The following is a 23,569-nucleotide window of genomic DNA, read 5'->3' on the forward strand; positions in this document are numbered from 1 at the left end:
TTCAAGCTCTTTGCCGCGCTGATCCGTGCGCTTCTGTGAGCCCGTAGCGCCGACGGGTGACTGGCTGAGTCTGGGACTGCGCTGTTGATCACAGGTAGGTGCCTTGGGGTAGTTCGGGTTTGAAGCGGCCTGACTGGATGGTGGCCAGGAGCGCGGAGTTGGTGACCGTCCCGGTGGCTAGGACGGTGCGGCGTACGATTTCGCGGATGTCAGCGCCGTTGGTTTCAGCATTGAGGTGGGAGGCGACGTGGCTGGCATCAACGGATCCGGCTCCGGGAATGCCCCGCAAATAGGTGGTCAGGATCTGTGCGGCCGCCTCTCGCGTGGGATAGCCGATCTCGATGATCGAGTCGAATCGTGCGGTCCGGATCGCCGCCGCGTCCAAGGCCGCGACGTCGTTTGTGGAAGCCAGCGTCAAGATCGGCGCTGAGGGATCTGTGTCCATGACAGCCAAGAACTCCGAGAGAGGACGAACCTCGCCGTGGTGGCGGCGATTGCCGACGATGAGGTCGATGTCCTCAAGCACAATCACGGTCGGCCCTAGTGCGCGGGCCTCCTTGTACACTGCGGACAGCACTGATTTGCCGGCGCGGGCATCGACATTGATCACTGTGAACGGCCCGACGAGTTCGGCGGCGATGGTTTGCGATATCGCGGTCTTGCCGACCCCGGGCGGTCCCGCGAGCAAGATCCCGCGACGTACTCCCAGCCCCAACTGAGTCATCAACTGCCGATGAGTAGTCAACGCGGCAATATTGAGGTCGATCTCTTTCCATACCGACTCGGGCACAATCACATTCGTGCGGCTAAGGGCCGGGATCTCGGTGACCTCAAGAACCAGGCCGTTGTTCTCGGATGCGGTCAACGCTCGACCACGGTAGAGGTTTTTGGCGCCATCGGCGTCGGTCATGATCGCCTCGATCACGGCAACGGCATGACCGCGATCAGCAGGGCTGGTGTAGACCTGCAGCCGCGGCGTATCGGAATACAGCGTCGATGAACTTAGTCGGACCACAACAGGCGCGGGGGCGAGCTGGCCGGCAGTGAAGAACGCCGACAGCCGTGCAGGCGGCGCTAGGCGTTTGTCGCCAATCTCGATGTGCGCCCAGGTCGGTGGCTCATCGTCGTCGCTGGGCCCGATCGGGGGAGGGCTTGTCAAGATAACTGTGTAAGGTGTTGCAGCCGTTTATCTTTGGGTCATAGTGGGAGTCGGTCGGGGAATTGGATGGCGAAGGTGTTCAGTGCTTCGGTCCAGCGGTAGGTGCCTGGTCCGTGTGTTGATCCTCGTTTCTGGTTGATGTTGCGGATGGCCAAATACAGCAGCTTCATTGCTGCGGCGTCTGAGGGGAACGAGCCGCGGGCCTTGGTGACTTTGCGCAGCTGGTAGTTCAGCGATTCGATGGCGTTGGTGGTGTAGATGATCTTGCGGATCTCGACCGGGAATGCCAGGAAAGGCACGAACTCAGCCCAGGCCCGATCCCAGACAGCGATGGCTCCGGGGGATTTGGTGCGCCACTGGGCGCGGAACTCCTCGAGGGCCAGTTTGGCGGCCTCTTCGGTGGGTGCGGTGTAGATCGGACGCAGCGCGGTGGCCATCTTGCGGCGGTCGGCGTAGGAGGCATAACGCATCGAGGAGCGCAGCAGATGCACCACGCAGGTCTGGATCACCGCGGCCGGCCAGACCGCTGCGATCGATTCGGGCAGGCCGGCCAACCCGTCGCAACACACGAACAGCGCATCGCGGCACCCGCGATTGCGCAGTTCGGTGAGCACCCCGTGCCAGAATTTGGCGCCCTCGCTCTGCTGGATCCAGATGCCCAGGACCTGCTTGATTCCCTCGACATCGACGCCGATGACCACGTGGGCGGCCTTGTTGGCCACCACGCCGCCGTCGCGGATCTTGATGCGGATCGCGTCGATATACAAGATCGGATACACCGGATCGACCGGCCGGGATTGCCAGGCGGCGATCTCCTCGGTGACCACGTCGGTGACCCGCGAAATCGTGGCCGCCGACACGCGGGCGCCATAGACCTCGCCGAGGTGCTCGGTGATATCGCGCGTCGACATGCCCCGGGCATACAGCGACAAGATCATGTCCTCAACCTGGCCCAGGCGGCGTTTGCGCTTGGGCACGATCGCCGGGCTAAACGTGGCGTTGCGGTCACGGGGCACTTCCAGCTCGACCGGCCCGGCCGTGGTCAACACGGTTTTGCGGCCATGGCCGTTACGGGAATTGCCCGAGCCATGCCCTGCCGGATCGCCGTGCTCATAGCCCAGGTGATCGGCGATTTCGACGTCCAAAGCGCGTTCGAGCACCGCCTTGGTCATCTGCGCGAGCAACCCCTCGGGGCCATCAATCGGGGTGCCAGACGCTTCAGCGTCGGCCAACAAGGCATCGACTGCCGCCGGCGGCAACAACTCGGCCAACTGGGCGGCAGCATCATCTCTTGACGAATCAGATTGCGGCAATGGAACTCTCCTGTCCGGTGGTCAGCCACCACCATTCAGGCCGAACCCCTTACACAGTCAATAAGACACGCCCTCGGGGGATCGAAGCGGTCAATCAACGCCGCCAGCGCCAATCCGGCCGCCACGTGTCCGATCGAGGACAACCGCCGCGACTCACAGACCAGATCCGACCCCGAACGGCCTAACACCGCATGCAGAAACCCCGCGAGGGTCACTTGCGTGGTTACCGACCCCGTCAGGATTTGGCCGACTAACTGCACCGCGCGGCGAACCGACGAATCCTCACCGGCCAACACCGCGGCCAGGTCTGGTGGTTCAACATCGGACATGCTCAGCAGTATGCCCGCGGCTACCGACAACCCCGAAGGAAGCGGCCACTGCGTGGCCACACTCCGGTCCGCGTGCAAATAGCGGCGCGGCAAGATCGCCGACCGCTGGAAGCCCTAACCACTTTCTGCGTACGGATGACGTTGTCGGGCATCACATCCGACGCCGGCACCCATCGAGTGGTCGGCGACCCCTGACGCCGGAGGAGAGTAGTGCCACCGCGCCACGAGAGCCGAACGCAATGCCAAGCCATTGGCGGATCGCCACGAGTTCTGCGCCAAATGGACCACAGCCAAGGATCGGTGGCCGTCATACCCCCGTCGCGGCGTCATATCCGAGGGCCCGCTCGCGTTCAGCTTTTGTGATCGGGGAGCGATCCTTCAGCAGAGCCCAGACGTCGCTTTCGAGCACCCGCAGGACATCGGGTTGCCGGTTGCCCTCCGGACGGTTGTCATCTCTTGCGGCCACTTCCACAACTTATCGCCATCTCGAACACTTGTCCTCAGGGAAAGCACAGCAGGCGTTGTGACGACCGTCGTTGGACAGGCCGCCTTGACTTGCGTGCGATATTCGCCTGGGAAGCAACTGAGTTGTTTCAGCTTCTCGAATCCGTCGCGCTCCGCTACCGTGACGCCTCTGAAGGGGGCTCGAACGCTGAAATCCCGGCCGACCAAAGCGCGCGCTCCCCATGCCGGCGCGGCCAGCATGGCCGGCCCGACATAGTTGGTCGTTATCGGCACGACGCGGCTCGCCGAGTATGGCACCTCGGCTGCATCGCCACGAAGGAAAGCGTAAAGCTCGCCATGAGCGTGTCCTAGCGACGAGTCTTTAGTGTTACGAGACCCGTTGCCATGGGCGCGGGGTTGCCGCTGGCCTGGCGGCGTAGTGCCCACGCCACGGCGATTCACGGCTTCTGCTCGACGCACCGAGGATCTGACGCGATGCGTGGTGCGTCCTGATCGCCACCCGATGTCAAGCCTGGGTTTGCACCACGATCGGTGCGGTCGCAGAGTCATCGCGACGGTGACTAGGACGGTCTTCGGCCCACTCGTTGGGGTAGTCGACGGTATTCTGCATCGAATCCAGAATGGCTTGCTGTGCTTGGTTGGGCAGGGTGTGCAGGATCTCGCGCACCCGCGCCTGGCGGCGGGCGACGGCCTTGCGTTCCGGCATGCCGGGCGATGCGACGATCTGCGGCGGCACGCCCTCGATCTCCTCGACACCACCGGCATGCTGTCCGGCGTCCAGCGCCGCCTGCTCCTCGGCCATGGTCGCCTCGTCCTTTTCCTCCGACATGCCGATCGGCCCGATGCGGCGGCCGTTGAGGAACTGCCGCACGACCGGCTCGTCGCTGGTCAGCAGCACCTCGCGGGGGCCGAACATGACCAGCTTGCGGCGGAACAGCATGCCCATGTTGTCCGGCACCGTGCGGGCGATGTTGATGTTGTGCGTGACGATCAGCACCGTGGCGTCGATCTGGGCGTTGATGTCGAGGATCAGCTGGCTCAGGTAGGCGGTACGAACCGGGTCCAGACCGGAGTCGGGCTCGTCGCACAGGATGATCTGCGGGTCCATCACCAGGGCGCGGGCCAGGCTGGCGCGCTTGCGCATACCGCCGGAGATCTCACCGGGGAACTTCTTCTCGTCGCCGCCGAGGCCGACCAGGGTCAGCTTCTCCATGACAATGTCACGGATCTCGCCTTCCTTCTTCTTGGTGTGCTCGCGCAGCGGGAAGGCAGCGTTGTCGAAGAGGTTCATCGACCCGAACAGCGCGCCGTCCTGGAACATCACGCCGAACAGCGTGCGGATCTCGTAGAGCTCCTTGGCCGAGCACTGCAAGATGTCGGTGCCGTCGATGACCACCGAGCCGCGCTCGGGCCGCAACAAGCCGATGAGGGACTTCAGGAAAACGGATTTGCCGGTACCCGACGGCCCCAGCAGGACGCTGACCTCCCCGGCGGGGATTTCCAGCGTCACGTCTTCCCAAATCCTCGAGGAACCGAAGGACTTCGTCAGCCCATTCACCTCGATAGCGACGCCCATGGGAAATCCTTCCGTCGATATGGGAGTGGTGAATTTGCTGTTGTCGGCCGAGTCGGCAGTGTCGCGTGCTGCTTGCGTCGCACGCGAGAGTTACGCCGCGAGATCCCCGACTGCGTGCCTTGGTCCTCTTGCAGCCCGAAGGCCATGATCTGACAGTCAGCCAGCGTTACGCAGGCTCCGTGATCGGAGCTCGGTTTCATCAAACCTCCGTTCGTGTGGCGGGCCGCCCGCCCCCGGGCTGGCGCCTGAATGATCACAGCACGCTGTCCGCTCCATTTTCTAGGGCGTCGTTGAATTTTTTCAAGCGATTTCATACAACGACGCCGCCTCGAACCTGACTGCGCACTGACCATGGTGACCTTACAGCCGCGCCAAACCATGGTTCAGCGGCCAAGATTGATGCGGCGTAGCTGCTCAAGGAGCTCTAAACTTCTCCCGTGAACCTGCGTACCGTCTCTGCGCGCACGTTGTCCACCACGAAGCCTCGCCATGCTCTGGTAGCTCGAACCATCGAAATCCGTATGACCGTGGGGAGATTCCTTACTGGCGTCATGGTTGCGGCGGCATCGATCGTGGGCTGCGGATCCGCGCAGGCGGCCGTCCCACGCACCATCACGTTGACAGTGGTGCGGCATGCGCAATCGGCTGGCAACGCTTCAGGCTTGATCGACACTTCGGTACCAGGCCCGGATCTCACACCCGAGGGATGGTGTCAGGCGACACTGGCCGCTGGGCGATTGAGCCCCAATCATTACGACGGCATCTACGCCTCGACCATGATCCGGACCCAGGAAACGGCCACACCGCTAGGGCAGGCGCTCGGCGAACCCGTCACCGTGTTGCCCGGTCTCCGGGAGATCGAGGCAGGTGAGTTCGAAGGCCAGCCCGAAGCCAACACCCAGACCTACTTGGCTGCCCCGCGCCGATGGTTGCGAGGAGACTACAGTGCGCGGATTCCGGGCTCGCTGGACGGCAACGAATTCGCTGCACGGTTCGACGACGCGGTACGACACATCTACGAGAGTGGCGAGCAGAACCCGATCGCGTTCTCGCATGGCGCGGCGATCATGCTCTGGGTGCTGATGAACGTGCATAACGCCGATACGTCGCTATTGACCGAGAACCAGCTGACGAATACGGGCCATGTGGTTGTCACCGGAAATCCGTCCGAAGGCTGGACATTGACCGAATGGAACGCCGATCCCCCGCCGTGCTGACCTCACGGTGGCGATCCATGTGCCGTTGTCGTCGCTATCCTCGATGAGGCGCGTGTTTTGAGGCAGATTGCGCTCGCTCACCGACCGTGGACGCGCACGAGTAGAGGGCGTTCGGGAGCAGGCGCGGATATACTTCGACTTCCGTTGCTACTATCTGGCTACTGCCTGATGCCGGTGGAGGAATGCCCGGTTTGGTCGGAGCCTGACGCGATCGGGAAACCAAGTCCTCACCCGCGTACTCACGTTGCAGTCCACCCCGGCGGCGTCTCATTTCGACGATCGCCGCAAGGTGCCTCATTTTTCCTTGCCCTCGAAAACTGTTGGCTTGCACCGATGCTCAACCATACGGGAGCGCAGTGTCTAACGGAGGCTAGCGGCGGCCAGTGCGAACCGTCCTCATGGCATGGTGTATCCACCGCTGACTGAGATCATTTGGCCGGTAACCTGCCGGGCCGCACGCGGCGAAGAAAACCACAACACGGCGCGAGCCACGTCCTCGGCTGTAGTCAAACGACGCAGCGGGGTGTCTTTCAACATGAAGTCGATCTGCTTCTGATTGAACACGTTGTCCTGTCCCACCGCCCACAGACTGGCCTCGCCCACAGCATCGGGCCCCTCGGGAATAACCAAACCTGGACAAACGATGTTGGAGCGGATTCCGTGTCGGCCGTGCTCCCGCGCGGTAGTGCGAGCCAACGCCACCATGCCCGCCTTCGACGCACCATAAATGCTCTGCCGAATCTGACCGAACGCTGCGTCGCTGGCGACGAAAACAATAGCCCCGCCGCCGGCGTCCTTCATCGGTCCGATCGCCGCCTGCGTTGCCGCGAGCGCGCTGAACAGATTGACCTCGATAACGCGCTCCCACTTGCTCCGATCCGTGTCGGTGGCGATGAATCCCGGTACTGTCCAGCCCGCATTGTTGACCAGAACATCAATTCCGTCCCAGGCATCGACGGCGCGCCCCACTGCAGTGTCGGCACCATCAGGACGGGTCATATCGGCGATCACTACTTCAACAGCCGACGCGCCCCGCTCTAGCGCCTCCGCGCGTACCTTTTCCGCCTGCGGCTGATCGATATCGTTCAGCACGACGCGAGCACCTTCGGACGCGAACTCGTGGACGATCGCCCGCCCGATATTCGACGCCCCGCCAGTCACCAACACCCGGGCATCGGCCAAACCTAAGTCCACAATCATTCCTTTCCGGCCCAGCGTGCTTGAGAGCACTCCACCCACTGGTTTAACCTAGATTAGAAATATCGATCAGATTTGTCCATGACTCGACTACATCCACATAGAATGGAGCCACTCGACGATGACGAGGCCGCTGCTGGCAGACAAGGTCGCCGTGGTGACCGGAGCGGGACAAGGCATCGGCCGTGAGATCGCACGCACACTGCATTGCCACGGGGCGCAGGTGACTTTGGCCGATCTTGATGGCAGCGCCGCGCGCGGTGCTGGCAGCGAGACCTACAAGATCGTGGTCAGCCATCAACCGGCGGTGCGGCAGTGACTGAGATGCACGACATCCTCACCGGCGCCCGCAGCTTACTGTTCGTGCCCGGTGACCGTCCCGATCGCTTCGCCAAGGCCGCCGCCAGCGGCGCCGACGCAATCGTGCTCGATCTCGAAGACGCCGTCGCCCCAGAGGCTAAGGGCAATGCGCGCGATGCCGTAGCCGAGTGGCTGGCCGCGGGCGCAACTAGCGTCGTCCGCATCAATGGAACCGGAACCGATTGGCACGACGAGGATCTCGCGATGGTGGCGCGTCGCGAGTGCGGCGTCATGGTCCCCAAAGCGCGTAGCGCTGCTCACCTCGCCGAAATCTCGGGTCAGCTACCTACCGACACACCGTTGATCGCGCTCATCGAAACGGCCCCGGGCGTGCTGGCCGCGGCCGAGATCTGCGCCGCAGACGCCGTGGCGCGTGCGGCGTTCGGCAGCGTCGACCTGAGCGCCGAGCTTGGCATTGATCCCGACGACCATGACTGCCTGCAGTACGCGCGTAGCGCGCTGGTAATGGGCTCCGCTGCCGCCGGACGCGCAGCGCCGCTGGATGGAGTAACGACAGCGGTGCACAACGACGGAGCCGTAAGTGCCGATGCCGCTCGTGCCGTGCGGCTGGGATTCGGTGGGAAACTGTGCATTCATCCCCGGCAGGTGGGCATCGTCAACTCTAGTTTCAGTCCATCGGCGGACGAACTGGCGTGGGCCCGACGGGTAGTTGCTGCCGCCACTGACGGCGGAGTACGGACAGTTGATGGCCGCATGGTGGACAAGCCGGTGATCGACCGCGCGGCCCGCATCCTGGCGCGCACGGATGAGGCTTTCTCCCGCGAGGCGAGCGTCGGCTACCTAAGCCGCGTGCAGCAATGACATTGTCGACGAAGCTGCGTCAGCTTGCCGGCCCCCAGGTGACTATCGCTCTTGGTGACGGGGTTGGCGCACTGAACACCTTATAGAAGATGGCCTCTGCGTGGGCGAGACGCTCAGCCGGTTCGCCGCGGACACAGATTCGGTGACCCTGGTTCTGGGATGGAATCCGGTCCTGCCGCCGCGGTTTGGCACCCGACGCCTTCACTCGTATCGTCACCCTGTTGCCCGGATGGGGCATGCGAAAGTTATTGTCTCAGCCGGTCACCCGGTCAGTTCCAACCAGGATGGCCGCGATTCCTGCGCTACTGGTAGGACATCTTTGCCCCGACTTGCTGATCACCCGGATGACTCGCATCGGCGATGGCCTGCAATTTTGCACAGAGGTGTCCTGGCAGCAGGCACTTGTTGACGCCGGGGTGGCGCTGTGGGTAGTGCTCGACGAGGCCGCACCAACAGCCAGTGCTCAGGCACCCATAGGACTGGACGCGGTCACCGTCGTCGGGCACGCCGGCGACTTTTCGGCCGAAATACCTTCTCGCCCAGCAGATCCAGTCTATACCGTGTTGGCCGACTGAGTTCTGCGGTTCATCCCGGAGGGAGCAACTCTGCAATACGGCCCAGGACAACTGGGCGCCGCAATCTTGCAGCGCGCAAGAAAACCGTTATCGATCGACACCGGCTATCTCACCGACGCCGTCATCGACCTGGAACGGCAGGGTCTGTTGGTAGGTCGGCCCTCTGCGACCTACCTCTTCGGCAGCGCCGATCTCTACCGGTGGGCCGACCGAGAACCAATTTTGCGCGGCGTCGATTACACCCATGATGTCACTCGGCTATCTCGTGGGGCGCCGTTCGTGGCGGTCAATACGGCTATCGAGATCGATCCCGTGGACCAGATCAACGTGGAAGGCGTCGCGGAGAACGTCGTGGGCGGCATTGGCGGCCACCCCGATTATTGCACCGCCGCGCGGCTGAATCGCCGTGGCCTGTCGATCATCGCCGTTCCCGCGCGCTTTAAGGGACGCTCACCCTTTGTCGAACAGCTGAGCGGCCAGTCTCCACCGCCGCGCACGATATCGAAGTGATCGTTACCGAATTCGGCCATGCCGCTCTGCGTTCGGCCGATTGGCCTGAACGACGGCGTTTCATCGAGGATCTATTCGAGCGATCCGCTTAAACGATGACTTGGTCGCAACCTCATGGTTGACGAGTGGCTAAGGGGCATACGGACTAAATCACGAACCCAGCTGGAGGCATATCGTCGCAGCAACCTTGCTACCGCCGTTAGCAGGGAGACGCATTGCCATAGCGCATGTTGGTGCCGCGACACCGTCCTTTGCGCGCAGGTACTGGACAGCACATGGTGCAGAGCCGTTGGCAAGTGGGTGCATCCTGTTGCGGTGCGCTGCAATAGCAGCCACCACGGTGACAAAGCCCGGACCGCATTCCCGCTTGGCGGCTCGGTCGCACCGCCTTGTGCTCAGGTGGCGGCGATGTCTCGCCCGATGATCTTTTTCCATTATTTCGGCGGTGCCGCCGTAGATCGTTTGAATACGGGTATCGAGATACGCTCGTGCTACCGGGTATTCGGTCATATACCCGTAGCCGCCGTGCAATTGTAGGCAGCGGCCGGCGTTGTAGGCCAACACGGATCTGTCTACGTATGCCTGAGCGATGTCGATCTCCGTCGACATTTCGGCAAGTTCGAATCGCACGTGTTGTCTGTCGGTCAATGCGAACAGCTGTGGAGCAGGGTGAGATCGATTCGGCCTCAGTGACGCCATGGAGCGTACAGATTGGCCCGGCGCTCGTCAGCCAGCACTTCGTTGTCACCGGGCGGCCGCCGACTCGGCGGGAGTTGATCCTCATCCTGGACACTGTCATGCGGCCTCGGGCCGTCGAACCCACTGCCGATCGATGACCCAGGTATTTCGCGAACGCCTCGAGTCGACCGAAGACTAAATCGGCTCGGGCTGTTCGGATTCAGCAATGAGGCGTTCAAGATAGTCCAGGTCGCGGCGCAACAGTTCTACCGCCGCGCGGGGGCCGCTTGCGGCCGCTGCCGGTTCGCCCGACCGAACCAGGCTTGCGACCGCCAGATCGGCGATATCGGCGGCGACAATCTCGGCACTGGTCGCGTCATCTTTGTGAAACCACCACGCGACCCAGTTACACATGCCGATGATCTGCAATGCCGCCATCCGCGGCTCCACGTGGCGGAAGTGGCCGGTGTCGATGCCATCACGGATCACGCCGATGAGTATGCGCAGCATTGCGCGCTTGGTCGTTTCGTGGATCGTGGCCAGATCGGTCGGAAGCGCCGCTTCGGAGCGGGCCAGCAGGACGAACCGGGACGGTTGCCGTGCTCGGTTGAGCGCCATGATTTCGGCGGCCTGCGAGAGCTTCGCGACCGGGTCCAAGGCCGCGTTTTCTGCGACCGCGCGAATCTGTGCGGTGTTGCCCGCGGTGATCTCGGCGATGAGTCGAGCCAGTAAGTCGTCCTTGCTCTTGACGTAGTAGTAGAGCGCAGGCCGGGTGATGCCCATTGCGTCGGCGATGTCCTGCAAGCTGGTGCCGGCAAAACCGCGCTGCGCGAACAATTCGGTTGCGGTGGCATACATCCGGTGCTCGACGAGGTCTCGACGCAGACTCGATGAGCTCTCTTCTGAGCGTTGTCGCTTGAGGCGAGCAGGCCTGGCGCCGTCGGAGGGTGTCACCATCTCCCCGCTCTTGTCGCGCTGGGTCTACCGAATGCGGAACCCAGCAAGTTGATCAGCAGCTTACGCTGGGGACTAATTCTTGACCAATTCGTTGACGATGCTGACAGGCGCCGCTATCCTTCAGGGCCGGCGACGGATGCTCGAAATGACTGACCTGGTGACGGTGCGGGACCCGGGCGCGAGCGCACACGCGGCCCCGTAGATCTGCCTGCACGGCCATTCTGTCACGGAGCCGGGAATGGAGTGCGATGAGTGAGATCGTTCTCATCGGTGCGGCCGGCACGGCCGGTCTACGCCTGGTCCGCGCCCTCAACGCTGCACGGGCCGACTATCGCGTGGTCAGCCATAGCGACGTGGGCGCGGCCCGGTTGGTGAAGGCTGGAGCGCCCAGACCTGTCGTTGCGGACCTGGGTGAGCCCGCGAGCTTGGCTCCGGCGTTGGCGAATACCTCTGTGGTATATGCAATCCCGCCCGCCTTGCATCCTCGCGAGGATGAATACCTCATCAACGCCATTCGGGCGGCCGAAGCCGTCGGCGTGGAACGATTCATTTATCACTCCGTGCTGCACTCGAATACGCCCTTCCTACGCAACCATCAGCGCAAGGCCAGTGTCGAATGCGTGTTGCGCGCGAGTTCCTCGCTGAAATGGACCATCCTGCAACCGTCGATGTATGCGCAGGTGGTCTTGGCGATGTTCGGCCCGACTCCTGACAGCACCGTGATGGTCCCGTTCGACATCGACGCCGACGTGTCGATGATCGATCTCGATGACTGGGCTGCGGTTGCGTTGCGAACGTTGCTCGAGCCCGGTGCGCACGACTACGCGGGCTACGAGTTAGCCGGTCCCGCAACGACGATGCGAGAGGCTGTCCGCGCGCTCGGCCGGGCGCGCGGAAGGGACCTGCACGCCTGCACGGTTCCAGTTGCCAGCGGCCCCCTGCCGCCCCGAGCGGTTGATGACCCGGTGGCGGCCGCTGACATGATCTCCACCTACGCCCACTACGACCGCCACGGGTTTCGCGGTAACCCGTTCGTGCTCACCCAGCTCCTGGGACGGCCGCCGGCAACGATCGACGACGTGGCAGCGAGGGAGTACAGTCCGCCGTTGACTACGCCGTGACGGACTCACCAACCGACATCGATGTCGATGGCGCAGGCCGGCAAGTTGGACCAGAGCGTTTGAACCTGGCCCGCGAAGCCATCATCGCTGCACTGCAACGCTTCTCGCATTGGGCGTTCGCCGGCGGCGGGCTGCGACGAGCAACCGTGGTGATTGTCGTTCACCGTCGGGGCGAGGAATTCGGAATCTGGATCATTGAACGGGCGTCGGGACTGCGTCATGCTCCAGGCCAATACGCATTGCCGGGCGGGCGGTCTGAACCGGGCGAGGACGTCATCGCCACCGGTCTACGCGAACTCGAAGAAGAAACGGGGATCGTGTTGGGGCGCCAGGATGTGTTGGGGCGCCTTGATGACTATGTGACGCGCTCCGATCATCTCATCAGCACGATCGTGTGCTGGGCAGAATCTCACCCGACGATTCGTCCGAATCCTGGCGAGGTCGCTCGCGCGTACTTCGTGCCGCTAGCCGATCTGCTGGTGACCCCGCGATTTCCGCGCGATCCCCAGACTGGCCTCGCGTTGATCGAGTTCCCGCTGCTCGGCGTCATCATCCACGCCGCGACTGGAGCCTTGCTGTATCAGTTCGCGGAGGTGGTGCTTCGCGGGCGGCATACCCGCGTGGCGGCAATCGTAGAGCCACGGATCGAGACGTGACGGCCCCAACCTCGCCCTCCGCGCCCGACATCCCGCGGATACGGTAGCGTTGAATAATTGGCGTATCCGTTGAATTGGGTAGAGGGGTGACGCGGTGGATCCAGCTGGTGTAGGAATCGACCAACTCTCGCTCCGCGCTGCGTATGGCCACTTTCCTTCGGGGGTGGTCGCCGTCGCCGCGACCGTCGACGATCAGCCGGTGGGATTTGCCGCGAGCACCTTCGTGCCGGTATCCCTGGATCCACCGCTGGTGGCGTTCTTCGTGCAGAACACGTCGACCACCTGGCCGAAGCTGGTCGCCCGGCCGCGGCTCGGCCTGAGCCTGCTCGCAGAAGACCACGAGAATGCTGCACGGTTGCTCGCGGCCAAGAGCGGCGACCGGTTCGTGAAGCTAACCACGGTGACCGCCGAGACGGGTGCGGTGTTCCTCGAAGGGACCAGTGCCTGGCTGCAGACGGCGATCCACGAGCTCGTCAGTGTCGGTGACCACACCATGGTGGTGCTTTCGGTTCTGGGCGTGACTCTTTACTCCGACGTGCAACCGATCATCTTTCACCGCAGTGGCTTTCACCGGTTGGCTGCGCGATGAGCAGGGTGCGTCGACTCTCGGCCAACGCGTACTAGCCGAGTAATTTCGCTCGAATCTCGTCGAGCTTGTCCGGGACGATCCGGCGCCCCGTCCTCGGGTATCCGTTGAGCCGCCGTACCGGGAGGACGGCCTCCCGTCGCACCGGTCTGCCGATGGCCGGCTACCCGGAACGGGTCCCGGCGCTGTCACGGAAATTTTGCCGAGCGCAGCGGCGAATCATCCTGCGCCACTTGCTCGACCGCCGCTGCTGCGCGAGGTCCGAAGATGGCGCAGTGCAGCTGGGCGAAACTCTGGATGATGCCGCGGAGGAGACCGGGACGACGCATGAGACCGCTCTGTGGCTGATATTCATCTGACGGCGCGTCGGTTCGAGACGCAGGCCAGAAAATGATTCCACATTAGAAATCATCAGGACGGAGTGCCGCGGACCCTTAGGGGCAGGGATACAGACCCCGGGCGGCCGTCAAATGAATTGAGGTTCATCCTTGAAAATAAGTTCAACGCAAGGCTATGCTGACCCAGAGCAGGGCTTAAGACCTCGAACAGCCCACCAAGGGCCGCACGACTCCTGATTGAGCATCAACGCATAGACAGGTGATGAGACGACAATGACCTCGCATTACGAGATCGTGGCCGCGCGCGCCGTTCCCGCGCACCCTCAGACTCCGATGCCGTTCATGCCCGAGGTGTTGTTCACGATCTTCCTGGGCGTGCCCGTTCTGATCGGCTGTTTCTTCGCCGTCAAACACCTGCTGAACGGGCGCGGTCCGCTGCTGACGTACTGCTTGATCGGCGGCGGGATTGCGTGCCTGTTCGAGCCGATCGTCGACACCCTCGGTCTCTGCTATATCCGGCAGGGAGCAGCTACGACGACGTTTTACTCGATGGGCAGAGACTTCCCGTTGTTCATCAACTTCGTCTACATCTGGTACGTCGGGGGACTGGCCTACCTCGCCTATCGAATCTTCAACGTGGGAATCACCCGCCGGATGGTGTTCGCCATCTACCTGATCGATGTGTTCATCAACATCTGGCTGGAAAGTCCGGGAGTCCTGATGGGGGCCTACGAGTACTACGGCCCGCAACCGCTGAACTTCTGGGGGCTCCCGCTGTGGTGGGTGTGCGTGAATCCCCTCATGCCACTCACCGCGGGCACTCTGATCTACCGATTGCGGCCACACCTACCGGGTTGGAGGTTGGCGCTCGTCATCCCCTTCATACCGATGGCCGACGGAATCGGTAACGGCGCGGCCGCATGGCCCGTGTGGACGGCACTCAACCGCAGCGCACCACTATGGGTGACCCATCTGGCTTGGTTGGTCACACTCGGGTTGGCTCTGACCTTCGTGTGGGCGTTGTCGTTCGTTGTCGGTCGCTCCGAAGACGAGGTGCACGTCAGATCGAAACTCGGACTACTCAAAGCCGCGCTGGGTGGTTCGATTGACCACGGGGAGCTGGCGACCGCCGGCGCGTGACCGCGGGCGCCTCGCCCTACGTCAGAGCGGTCGAGTCCGAGCCGGTTAGCGGCCGCACGCCTTCAGAACTCCGGGCGTCACGCTGCCGAAACCCTTCACATCGGTGACTGGGAGCGGATGGATCTCGAAGCCCGCCACCGTCGCCAAGGCGGCCATCATCGACGGCCCCACCACGATCTGGTTGGGCGCGGCCATTGCGGTGAGCCGACTCGCAAGATTCACTGTGTCACCGAATAGATCCCCGCCGTGGGTGATGACTGGCCCGTATTCGACTCCAATCCGTATTCCGGGGACACGGCGCCGCTTGACGTTCTCGGCTATCCGGTGCGCGATGGTAGCTGCGACGGACGGGGAGTCGGCGGCAAAAAAGATTTCGTCACCGATCGACTTCACTATCCGTCCGCCGTAGGCGGTGATGAGGTTGCCTGCTCGCTCCTCGAATCGAGTGACGAGACTGGTGAGTTCGCGATCTGAGAGTTGGCGACTGAGATGCGTGAAGGAAACGAGGTCTGCAAATCCGACGGCAATGCTGCTGCGTGGACCGCGCCGTTGAAGCACCGGCAGCGCGGCGGTGACCTGTCGTCGCCAGCTGTAGACCAGAAGGCTCTCCATGTCGCTCAGCGCACGGATGAGTTCCTCAGTGCCGACGGCGAATGTGCGTTCAGCCCCATCCGCGTCGGGCGGGAGCGGATCGAGCATCGCCTCGACGAATGCGCGCGCTACCCGTGCCGTTGACCCACCCAGTGATCGAGTTATGTGCAGTGCGTGGCTCTCGTCAACGATGCCGTCGGAAATGAGAAGGAGTAGGCGTCGTAGCGCATCACCGTCGGCAGCGGTGAATTCTGCGGCACCCTCCTCGGGGTTGGCCAACCCGAGCGCGCGCCAGAAACGCCGGGCTCGGTACACCGGAACGTCTGCTGCGGCGGCGATCTCGTAGCTGGTGAACTCCCGCGGCGCACCCAAGATTGCATCCGTCAGGAGCTCCGTGTGGCGTGCACCGCTGGCGCTGTGGGTCCCGGCGTCCGCTGGTTCCGCGCCTACACCGTCGGACACTGGCCGGCCTACACGTCGCTAGCCGTCAGGCGATCCGCAGCATGGCCGGTGGCTTGTTGGCACGCGCGAGGGACGAATCGAGTTGGTGCCCAACCAATTGGGTCAGTTCCTCGCGCGCGTCCGCCAGGCGATCTGGCTGAACGCCGGTAACGAAGCCTTCGCGATGCAGGAAGTGCACCAAATCATCGGCGCCGATGTTGCCGGCGGCTCCTGGTGCGAAGGGACAGCCGCCAAGACCCCCGAGCGCGGCGTCGAACCTTCGGATTCCAAGTTGCAACCCCTCCCAGACATTGGCGGCCGCCATGCCGTAGGTGTTGTGCAGGTGCAGTCCCAGTTGCACATCGGTGTACTCAGCGCTGACGGCACTGATTGTGCGTCTGATATCGCCGGGTGACGCCGCGCCAATTGTGTCGGCGAGATGCAACACATCGATGCCGGTACGCATAAGTCGCTCAGCGACCCGCAACACCCGTTGGACCGGGGTGTCGCCGTCGAAGGGACAGACAAAAGCGGTGGCGATGGTGGCTTCGAGGTGTATAGCGTTGTCGCGCAACAGTTCTGCGGCTTCGTCGACGCGGTCGAGTGCATCAGAGGTCGAGACTCCCGCGTTGGCATGGCTGTGCCCGTCGCTGGCCGACACGACGAATCGCACGTTGCGGCATCCGCTGGCGATGGCACGCTGGGCGCCTTTCAGGTTGAACACCAGCGCATGCAGGGTCACCGGAAGGTCGCCGAGCTGGTGCACCACCTCCGCAGAGTCGGCCATGGCCGGTACCTTGGCCGCATTGACGAAGGCACCGACTTCGAGCTGGGTGAAGCCGGCATCGACCAGTCGATGAGCAAAGGCCACCTTCTTGTCGGTGGGGACGATCACGGGCTCGATCTGCAGACCGTCCCGGAGCGAGACCTCGGTGACCACCACTGTGTCGTCTGCAGGCATCGCTATATCACTCCTTGTTCGCGCAGTTCGTTTTCGGCTTCACTGTCGAAGCCCAGTTCGCGGAGAACTTCGCTGGTGTGCGCTCCCAGTTCCGGTCCAAGCCATCGCGTGGCGCCGGGGCGGTTCTGTAGCGCCGGCACGATGCCGGGGAACACGACCGGCTGCTGGCGATCGTGCCCGATATCGACGCAGTGTGTTTCCAGCATCCCTCGATCAGCGAAGTGCGGGTCGGCAAGGATGTCGCTGGCTTGATATATCGGACCGGAAGGTACTGCGGCTCTTTCGAGTTCGGCGAGGATCTGGTCGGACGGCAGGGTCGCCGCCCAGCCTGCGATCGCGTCCTCCAATTCCTGATTGTGGGCCACCCGCCCGGCGTTGTCGGAAAGCTCTGGGTTCTGCGCGAGGTCGGGGCGTCCGATTGTGTTCATCAACCGTTTGAAGATGGCGTCGCCGTTACCGCTGATGACCACGTATTTGCCATCGGCACAGGCGAAGGTGTTTGACGGAGAGATGCCGGGTAGGCCGGCTCCTTCTGGCGCGCGGCGGATACCGAAGGCGTCGTGGTCGGGCACCAGCGACTCCATCAGCGAATACACGGCTTCATAGAGCGCAACATCGACAACTTCGCCGCTGGGCTCGCGGCCTCGTTGCAGTAAGCCCATCAACGCGCCGATCACCGCGTAGAGGCCGGAGACGGTGTCGGCAAGGCTGACGCCTACCCGCACCGGTGGGCGATCGGGGTAACCGACGACATGGCGCAGGCCGCCGATGGCTTCAGCGACGCCACCGAATCCAGGCCTGTCGCGGTACGGTCCGGTTTGCCCATAGCCCGAGATGCGGACGAGGACGGCTTGGGGATTCCTTTGTTTGATCTCGCTGGGTCCAAGGCCCCATTTCTCGAGCGTGCCCGGTCGGAAATTCTCGAGGATCACATCGGATTTCTCGATCAGCCGCAGCGCGACCTGCTTGCCTTGCGGCGTCCCGACATCCAGGGTGATGCTGCGCTTGTTGCGGCCGAGGGTGCGAAACAGCAGTGACGTCGAACCTGCGTGCAGCCGCCACCGACGCAGTTCGTCTCCGACTCCAGGCCGCTCGACTTTAATGACGTCGGCGCCGAAATCGGCGAGGATCCGGCCGGCGGTGGGCGCCGCGATGAAATTGCCGAGTTCGAGGACGCGTATCCCGGCGAGCGGACCCGTGAGGTTCTCGGTCATCGTTCCTTCTGTGGGGTGTGGTCGGGAGAATGCGCAGGTTGGTTCCGGTCAGTCCTGAAGGTCCAGAGCTGCCCGGACGATGCTGTCGGTATCGATGCCGTGGTAGCGATACACGGCGTCCAGAGACCCGACCTGTCCAAACTTGCTGACTCCCAAGGATTTTGTCGGCACCCGGTTGATCGTCGATATAAATGCCAACGTGTGGGGGTGTCCATCTAGAACGGTCACCATAGGTGCAGCGCGGTGCGCGGGGAACACCTGGTCGACGATCCACGAGGGCGCATCGGCGAGACCTCGTCGGGCCTGAACGGCCTCGAAGAGCCGACTTGGGCACGTGACGACGATGACCTCGCAATGCACCCCGAGTTGCTCCAATCGGGTTGCGGCGTCAAGGGCTTCGGTCACGACGGCACCCATTGACACGATCGTCGCCTGCGGCTTGGAGCAGGCTCGAATGGTGTATGCGCCGGCCAGGACATGCTGGCGGCGACGTTCCCGCGCGGCCGGGTCGGTTGGTAAATCGGCGAGCTCCTGCTTGACCAGACGCGTCGAGAGGCGCAAGTAGGCGGATTCACCGTCGGGGCGCCCCAATCGAGACAGGGCGTGCAACAACATCCACTCGACCTCGATGGCGAAAGCCGGCTCGTAGCTCTGGCAGCCCGGTTGCTCCAAACCGATCGATGGTGTCTTGATCGACTGGTGCGCGCCACCTTCGGCGGCCAACGTCACACCGGAGGGTGTGCCGACGAGAATAGATTGCCCACCGGCGTAAATGCCGTAGGACCATGGCTCGAGCGCGCGCTCCACGAACGGGTCGTACAAGACACCGATTGGCAATAGCGGCTCTCCCCAACGGCTCCAGGTGGCGCCGAGTTCGCCGATGAGTCCGACGAGATTCGTCTCAGCGATGCCGAGCTCCATGTGTTGGCCGGTTGGTTTTTCGCGCCAATGCATGATGGTTTCCGCGTCGTCGGCGAACCAATCGAGCCGCTCGGCCGCCGACCACACGCCGACTTTGTTCAACCAGCCGGCCAGATTGGTACTCGAGCTGACGTCGGGGCTGACGGTGACGACCCGGCGGGCGGCCTCGGGGGCCTCGCGGGTCAGGTCGAGCAGAGTACGCCCAAGGGCCGCCTGGGTGGTGGTGACGGCTAGCGGAGTACGTCCGATCTCTACGGGCAGTGCCGGCGGCGACTTGCGCTTGCCGATCGAGCGGCGTAACCGCCGAGCGGCGGCCTCGCAGATCTGGCCCTCTGGAGTGTCGGACGCAAACGTTGACCATGGGCGAGCAGCATCCTGGCCGGTGGCTGCCGCGAGTTGCTCGAACTGCTCCACGCTCAGTAGCGACGAGTGATTCTGCGGATGTCCTTGCGTGGGAAGGCCGAACCCCTTGATCGTGTAGGCGATGATGATCGTGGGGCGAGTGTCGTCGATCTGTGCGAACGCATTCCGCAGGGCTGTGAGGTCGTGCCCACCGAGGTTGCTGATGGCCGCGACGACGGTCTCGTCGTCGAGTGCGCTGATAAGTTGCGCGATCGCCGCCGAGCCGGGGCCGTCACCCGGCAGTCGGGCGCGCAACTCGTCAGCCGGACAGCGCAGCAGGCGCTGGTATTCGGGGTTGGCCATCTCGACGATGCGGGTTCTCAGCTCCGCACCGCCCGGGCGGGTGAACAGTTCTTCTAGCAGCGCACCGAATTTGACATTGATGACCTGCCAGCCGGCGGCGTCGAACATCGTCGCCAGTCTGCCGGCGGCTATGTTGGGAACGACGCGGTCCAGCGATTGACGATTCATGTCGACGATCCAGACGATTTCGTCCAGCTCTTGAACAGATGGATCCAGAATTGCTTCCCAGACCGCACCCTCGTCCAGTTCGGCGTCTCCGACGAGCGAATACTGGCGACCGATGCCGGTGCTGCCGAAGTTCGCGTCGACGTACCGGCGCGCGAAGGCCCCCCAGATGGGGGCGGTGGCGCCGATGCCGACTGATCCCGTCGAATAGTCGACGGGATCAGGATCCTTCGACCGGCTGGGATAGCTTTGCAGCCCACCGAAATCGCGCAGCGTGGTCAGGTACTTCGCATCGAGCCAACCAAGCAGGTAGTTGATCGCGTGCAGGACCGGCGACGCATGCGGCTTGACCGAGACCCGGTCACCTTCTCGGAGTTCTTCGAAGTAGAGCGCGGTCATTATCTCGACCATCGACGCGGATGAACTCTGGTGCCCACCGACTTTCAGCCCGCTGGGGTTTGGCCGGACGTGGTTCGCGTGATGGACGATCGCAGTTGCCAGCCACCGCACGTGGTCGGCGATCCGCTGAAGGGGTTCGGTTGTTGAGGTCGTGTGGTCATCAACTTGAGCAGTTGTCACGGGCGCTCCTGGCGGGCAAGTAGGGCAGGTTCATGCGGACGTGTCAGGCGATGCGCCCGGCACCCGACGCCGCGGGTGGATCGGGGCCGGCTGGGGCCCGGTAGGCGCGTGCACGATGTGCGATGCAGGATCCGGCCAGCGTTCGCAGCGTTCCCCGCAGTACGGTTTTCAGGCTCGAACAATAAGCACCTCTTGTCTGTTGTCACGCGCAATTGGCCGTTGGTGACGCCGGCCGCGGCGGCGGGTTTACAGTGTGCCTCGGCCCTGACTTTTTTGTCGAAAAATAATCATACTCGTAGAACGATCAAAGTTGGTGCGCGGTAGCGCGGAGACCGACCGGTATAGGCACCGATCACTCGAGCGACCTACGGCCACCTCCTGGCGGCCCCGTCGCTGTTCGACGCCCGCATAGGCCGATGCATTGCTACGGCAACGTCGAATAGTTTACTATCGCTTCAATGACTGTGACCCACACCTCATGGACCCCCACGGGTGCGGCCGCGCCACCCGGGGGCGAGGCCGTTGCAGAAATGACCGTCGAGAGCGTCGAGCACGCCGCTGCCGACGTCATCAAGCTCACCTTACGAGCCGAAGACAGCGGGCCGCTGCCAATCTGGACTCCGGGATCACACGTCGATGTGATCATCGACGAGGCAACCGTTCGCCAGTACTCACTGTGCGGAGACCCCGACGACGTTCGCCGATGGCAGATTGCGGTGCGTCGAGTGCCCGACGGCCGAGGGGGATCCATTCGACTGCACGACCAAGTGACTGAGGGGTCGGTGCTGACTGTCCGCGGCCCGCGGAATGGCTTTCCGCTCGTCAGCGACGCTCCACGGTATGTCTTTCTCGCCGGCGGCATAGGCATCACGCCGCTGCTACCCATGATGGCCGAGCTTGCGCGCCGGGGCGCGCACTGGCAGTTGCACTATGGTGGGCGGACACGCGCAGCGATGCCCTTTCTCGCCGAGCTCTCCAGTTACGGAAACAGAGTCGTGAGCCGCCCTGAAGACGAAGAGGGCCTGCTTGACCTCCAAGCTATATGTGCTGAGCTAGAGCCGGGGACGGCGGTGTACTGCTGCGGCCCGGAGCCGATGATCGAAGCCACGGAGCAAATTTGCGAGACCAGAGACGACGTGACACTGCACGTCGAACGCTTCGCGCCCAGGCAGAACGCGATACTCGAGCCCGAGTCGGCATTCGAAGTCTATTGCAGTACTTCAGATCTCACCCTTACCGTGCCTCCCGGTAAATCCATTCTCGAAGTCGCCCAAGAAGCCGGACTCGAGCTGCTCAGCTCATGCATGGAAGGCACCTGCGGCACCTGCGAGGTAGATGTACTCGAAGGCCTACCAGACCATCGGGACTCGTTTCTCAGCCCTCAGGAGCGCGCGTCGAACGAGTCGATGATGATCTGCGTATCACGCTGCCTCGGACCAAAATTGACTATCGATATCTGAACCCAGCGACCCAGTAATTCGAGTGAAAGGCCACCCCCGTTGTCCGCGTCCCACGAAGACCTCATCGAGAAACTCCGCAATTTCTCCTCAGACGAGACCACCCCTGAACTCGCTTATGAACTGTTTGCGGAAGCCAGGGAAGCCTGCCCTGTCGGTCGCAGTGACAAGCAAGGTGGCTTCCGGCTCCTGCTGAACTACGACGACGTCAAGGCTGTCCAGGGTGACTGGAAGACCTACGCATCGTCACCGAGCGTGACGCGCCCGTTCGCCGAACGCCCCGCCTTTCCACCGCTGGAGCAGGATCCACCCGAACACACCTCATGGCGCGAGCTGTTCAGCCGGATATTGAACAACGAGACCGCCGCCCAGATCGAACCTCTTGTCCGGGCCGATGTCATCACACTGATCGACCGGCTGCGTGAGAGTGGCTCCTTCGATCTCGTCGCGGATTTCGCCGAGGAGTTGCCCTTGTTGGCGCTGTGTCACTTTCTCGGCTTCGACGCCGAGAAGCGGGATGCCGTCCGCGCGAAGGCACTAGAGATGGTGGGAAGCCTGGGCGACCAAGAGCTTGCGGGGGCCACTTTCATGGCCCTGGCTCAATTGGGTGTCGAAGAGGTCCTCGCGCGACGCGACCAGCCGCGCGACGACTTCCTCACCGAGTTGTCTACCGCCGAGATTGATGGCGAGTTGCTCAGTGTCGAGCAGATCGCCATGACCATGAGTAGTTTCCTCGTGGCCGGTCACGGCACCACCGTGGCGGCTCTGTCAAGTCTGCTGTGCGACGTTCTATCGGCACCCGAAGTGAAATCTCGGCTCTCTGCCGATCACGACCTGATTCCCATAGCCATCGAAGAGACGCTGCGTCTCCACCCCCCCTTCTTCGGGTTATTCCGCCGTGCGGTCAAGCCGGCGACCATTGGTGACGCCGACATTGCCGAGAACGAGTCGGTGCTGTTGTGCTGGGCTGCGGCCAACCGTGATCCGAAGGTCTACGACGACCCCGATGCTTTTTCCCTGGACCGCAAGCAGTCTCGACGTAACAGGCACCTGACTTTCGGCTTCGGCATCCACGCCTGCCCCGGAGCGCCCATTGCCCGCATGCAGATGAAGGTGGCGCTCGAAGAGCTTCTGACGCGGGCCCCCGATATCGCCCTGGTCGATCCCGCGGCTGCGGTCTACGAGTTCCGCGGGACCGAAACCGCGGCGATCCCATCGCTTCCGGCGGTGTTCAAGTCGTGACCATGAAGGTGAGGATCGATACCGGACTCTGTGAGGGCCACGGGCAATGCGTAAGCGCAGCACCGCAGGTCTTCGACATGGCGGACTCCGACGAATACCCACACGTCGTACTGGAAAGCCCCCCCGAGAGCATGCGTGGAGAAGTCGAATTCGCACAAAAGCTGTGCCCGACCAAAGCGGTCATCGTCGACGGATAAGCGCGTACAGGGGGTTTACGGATATGACCAATAGTTGACGATGGTGTTGACGAGGCGGTCCAGTGCCGCCTAGGCTGGACGACAGCAGCACCTGGAT

20 protein-coding genes and 3 pseudogenes are annotated in these 23,569 nt (G+C 63.1%); 11 read left to right on the forward strand and 12 right to left on the reverse strand.

The genetic code is table 11. The annotated features are described in order from the left end of the window. Positions 1-88: 88 nt before the first annotated feature. The 5 genes from W7S_RS08015 to W7S_RS08030 form a co-directional block, all read right to left on the reverse strand. A complete protein-coding gene (locus W7S_RS08015) occupies positions 89-1,159 on the reverse strand; it encodes an ATP-binding protein (RefSeq protein ID WP_238535826.1) in 1,071 nt (356 codons plus the stop codon). 38 nt (positions 1,160-1,197) lie between these two features. Beyond that, on the reverse strand, positions 1,198-2,430 hold the full coding sequence (locus W7S_RS08020) for an IS256-like element ISMysp7 family transposase (RefSeq protein ID WP_008258297.1): 1,233 nt from the start codon (positions 2,428-2,430) through the stop codon (positions 1,198-1,200). A 77-nt stretch (positions 2,431-2,507) separates the two neighbouring features. Next, the gene (locus tag W7S_RS08025) at positions 2,508-2,801 is read right to left on the reverse strand and encodes a hypothetical protein (protein WP_238535827.1); all 294 of its coding nucleotides are present in this window, start codon (positions 2,799-2,801) and stop codon (positions 2,508-2,510) included. A gap of 307 nt (positions 2,802-3,108) precedes the next feature. Continuing rightward, positions 3,109-3,267: a hypothetical protein gene (locus tag W7S_RS27110; protein ID WP_168160316.1), complete on the reverse strand. Its 159-nt coding sequence runs from the start codon at positions 3,265-3,267 to the stop codon at positions 3,109-3,111. A gap of 504 nt (positions 3,268-3,771) precedes the next feature. Beyond that, a complete protein-coding gene (locus W7S_RS08030) occupies positions 3,772-4,842 on the reverse strand; it encodes an ABC transporter ATP-binding protein (protein WP_014711165.1) in 1,071 nt (356 codons plus the stop codon). A 521-nt stretch (positions 4,843-5,363) separates the two neighbouring features. Here W7S_RS08030 and W7S_RS08035 point away from each other — a divergent pair. Next, positions 5,364-6,059 (forward strand): histidine phosphatase family protein, encoded by a 696-nt coding sequence (locus W7S_RS08035; protein ID WP_041297797.1) that lies wholly within the window; start codon positions 5,364-5,366, stop codon positions 6,057-6,059. Positions 6,060-6,455: 396 nt separating this feature from the next. Here the strand turns inward: W7S_RS08035 and W7S_RS08040 are convergent, their stop codons facing one another. Continuing rightward, a complete protein-coding gene (locus W7S_RS08040; RefSeq protein ID WP_014711167.1) occupies positions 6,456-7,253 on the reverse strand; it encodes an SDR family NAD(P)-dependent oxidoreductase in 798 nt (265 codons plus the stop codon). Positions 7,254-7,377: 124 nt separating this feature from the next. Here W7S_RS08040 and W7S_RS27435 point away from each other — a divergent pair. The 3 genes and pseudogenes from W7S_RS27435 to W7S_RS08055 form a co-directional block, all read left to right on the forward strand. Further along, positions 7,378-7,522: pseudogene (locus W7S_RS27435) on the forward strand (SDR family NAD(P)-dependent oxidoreductase); the annotation flags it as partial. 58 nt (positions 7,523-7,580) lie between these two features. Continuing rightward, positions 7,581-8,438 (forward strand): CoA ester lyase, encoded by an 858-nt coding sequence (locus W7S_RS08050; RefSeq protein WP_041298185.1) that lies wholly within the window; start codon positions 7,581-7,583, stop codon positions 8,436-8,438. Next, positions 8,435-9,615 (forward strand): annotated as a pseudogene (locus W7S_RS08055) (acetyl-CoA hydrolase/transferase C-terminal domain-containing protein). The gene W7S_RS08050 and the pseudogene W7S_RS08055 overlap by 4 nt, the downstream one beginning before the upstream one ends. Before the next feature lie 303 nt (positions 9,616-9,918). Here W7S_RS08055 and W7S_RS27115 read toward each other — a convergent pair. After that, positions 9,919-10,066 (reverse strand): annotated as a pseudogene (locus W7S_RS27115) (acyl-CoA dehydrogenase family protein); the annotation flags it as partial. A gap of 330 nt (positions 10,067-10,396) precedes the next feature. Then, positions 10,397-11,059, reverse strand: coding sequence for a TetR/AcrR family transcriptional regulator (locus W7S_RS08065; RefSeq protein WP_014711172.1), 663 nt, complete (start codon positions 11,057-11,059; stop codon positions 10,397-10,399). A 347-nt stretch (positions 11,060-11,406) separates the two neighbouring features. On the opposite strand from W7S_RS08065, the gene W7S_RS08070 reads away from it, so the two are divergent. The 4 genes from W7S_RS08070 to W7S_RS08085 all read left to right on the forward strand — a co-directional run bounded on the left by W7S_RS08070 (position 11,407) and on the right by W7S_RS08085 (position 14,999). Continuing rightward, on the forward strand, positions 11,407-12,279 hold the full coding sequence (locus tag W7S_RS08070) for an SDR family oxidoreductase (RefSeq protein WP_014711173.1): 873 nt from the start codon (positions 11,407-11,409) through the stop codon (positions 12,277-12,279). Further along, on the forward strand, positions 12,276-12,935 hold the full coding sequence (locus W7S_RS08075; protein ID WP_041297799.1) for a CoA pyrophosphatase: 660 nt from the start codon (positions 12,276-12,278) through the stop codon (positions 12,933-12,935). The genes W7S_RS08070 and W7S_RS08075 overlap by 4 nt, the downstream gene beginning before the upstream one ends. Positions 12,936-13,050: 115 nt before the next feature. Further along, complete coding sequence (locus W7S_RS08080) at positions 13,051-13,524, forward strand: flavin reductase family protein (RefSeq protein ID WP_050989412.1); 474 nt, start codon at positions 13,051-13,053, stop codon at positions 13,522-13,524. 608 nt (positions 13,525-14,132) lie between these two features. Continuing rightward, entirely contained in the window at positions 14,133-14,999 is an 867-nt protein-coding gene (locus tag W7S_RS08085; protein WP_014711176.1) for a hypothetical protein, read from the forward strand. Between the two features lie 45 nt (positions 15,000-15,044). Here W7S_RS08085 and W7S_RS08090 read toward each other — a convergent pair whose 3' ends face one another. From W7S_RS08090 to W7S_RS08105, 4 genes are all read right to left on the reverse strand, one after another. Continuing rightward, the gene (locus tag W7S_RS08090) at positions 15,045-15,962 is read right to left on the reverse strand and encodes an adenylate/guanylate cyclase domain-containing protein (protein ID WP_238535828.1); all 918 of its coding nucleotides are present in this window, start codon (positions 15,960-15,962) and stop codon (positions 15,045-15,047) included. Positions 15,963-16,077: 115 nt separating this feature from the next. Next, a complete protein-coding gene (locus W7S_RS08095; protein ID WP_014711178.1) occupies positions 16,078-16,992 on the reverse strand; it encodes a hydroxymethylglutaryl-CoA lyase in 915 nt (304 codons plus the stop codon). A 2-nt stretch (positions 16,993-16,994) separates the two neighbouring features. Beyond that, positions 16,995-18,206 (reverse strand): CaiB/BaiF CoA-transferase family protein, encoded by a 1,212-nt coding sequence (locus W7S_RS08100; RefSeq protein ID WP_014711179.1) that lies wholly within the window; start codon positions 18,204-18,206, stop codon positions 16,995-16,997. 48 nt (positions 18,207-18,254) lie between these two features. After that, on the reverse strand, positions 18,255-20,576 hold the full coding sequence (locus W7S_RS08105) for a pyruvate dehydrogenase (protein WP_041297801.1): 2,322 nt from the start codon (positions 20,574-20,576) through the stop codon (positions 18,255-18,257). A 530-nt stretch (positions 20,577-21,106) separates the two neighbouring features. On the opposite strand from W7S_RS08105, the gene W7S_RS08110 reads away from it, so the two are divergent. From W7S_RS08110 to W7S_RS25995, 3 genes are read left to right on the forward strand one after another with little or no spacing between them, the layout of a single operon-like run. Continuing rightward, on the forward strand, positions 21,107-22,036 hold the full coding sequence (locus W7S_RS08110; RefSeq protein ID WP_014711181.1) for a PDR/VanB family oxidoreductase: 930 nt from the start codon (positions 21,107-21,109) through the stop codon (positions 22,034-22,036). A 39-nt stretch (positions 22,037-22,075) separates the two neighbouring features. Further along, positions 22,076-23,275, forward strand: coding sequence for a cytochrome P450 (locus tag W7S_RS08115; protein WP_014711182.1), 1,200 nt, complete (start codon positions 22,076-22,078; stop codon positions 23,273-23,275). A gap of 2 nt (positions 23,276-23,277) precedes the next feature. Further along, complete coding sequence (locus tag W7S_RS25995) at positions 23,278-23,472, forward strand: ferredoxin (protein ID WP_081490079.1); 195 nt, start codon at positions 23,278-23,280, stop codon at positions 23,470-23,472. Positions 23,473-23,569: the final 97 nt, after the last annotated feature.

The organism is Mycobacterium sp. MOTT36Y (genome assembly GCF_000262165.1).
GTDB classification, from domain to species: domain Bacteria; phylum Actinomycetota; class Actinomycetes; order Mycobacteriales; family Mycobacteriaceae; genus Mycobacterium; species Mycobacterium intracellulare.

Bases quoted from the DNA above. Each gene is read 5' to 3' on its own strand.
- W7S_RS08030 (WP_014711165.1), bottom strand. From the start codon at position 4,842: ATGGGCGTCGCTATCGAGGTGAATGGGCTGACGAAGTCCTTCGGTTCC.
- W7S_RS08110 (WP_014711181.1), top strand. From the start codon at position 21,107: ATGACCGTCGAGAGCGTCGAGCACGCCGCTGCCGACGTCATCAAGCTC.
- W7S_RS08035 (WP_041297797.1), top strand. From the start codon at position 5,364: ATGACCGTGGGGAGATTCCTTACTGGCGTCATGGTTGCGGCGGCATCG.
- W7S_RS08100 (WP_014711179.1), bottom strand. From the start codon at position 18,206: ATGACCGAGAACCTCACGGGTCCGCTCGCCGGGATACGCGTCCTCGAA.
- W7S_RS25995 (WP_081490079.1), top strand. From the start codon at position 23,278: ATGAAGGTGAGGATCGATACCGGACTCTGTGAGGGCCACGGGCAATGC.
- W7S_RS08085 (WP_014711176.1), top strand. From the start codon at position 14,133: ATGACCTCGCATTACGAGATCGTGGCCGCGCGCGCCGTTCCCGCGCAC.
- W7S_RS08095 (WP_014711178.1), bottom strand. From the start codon at position 16,992: ATGCCTGCAGACGACACAGTGGTGGTCACCGAGGTCTCGCTCCGGGAC.
- W7S_RS08050 (WP_041298185.1), top strand. From the start codon at position 7,581: ATGCACGACATCCTCACCGGCGCCCGCAGCTTACTGTTCGTGCCCGGT.
- W7S_RS08065 (WP_014711172.1), bottom strand. From the start codon at position 11,059: ATGTATGCCACCGCAACCGAATTGTTCGCGCAGCGCGGTTTTGCCGGC.
- W7S_RS08070 (WP_014711173.1), top strand. From the start codon at position 11,407: ATGAGTGAGATCGTTCTCATCGGTGCGGCCGGCACGGCCGGTCTACGC.
- W7S_RS08025 (WP_238535827.1), bottom strand. From the start codon at position 2,801: ATGTCCGATGTTGAACCACCAGACCTGGCCGCGGTGTTGGCCGGTGAG.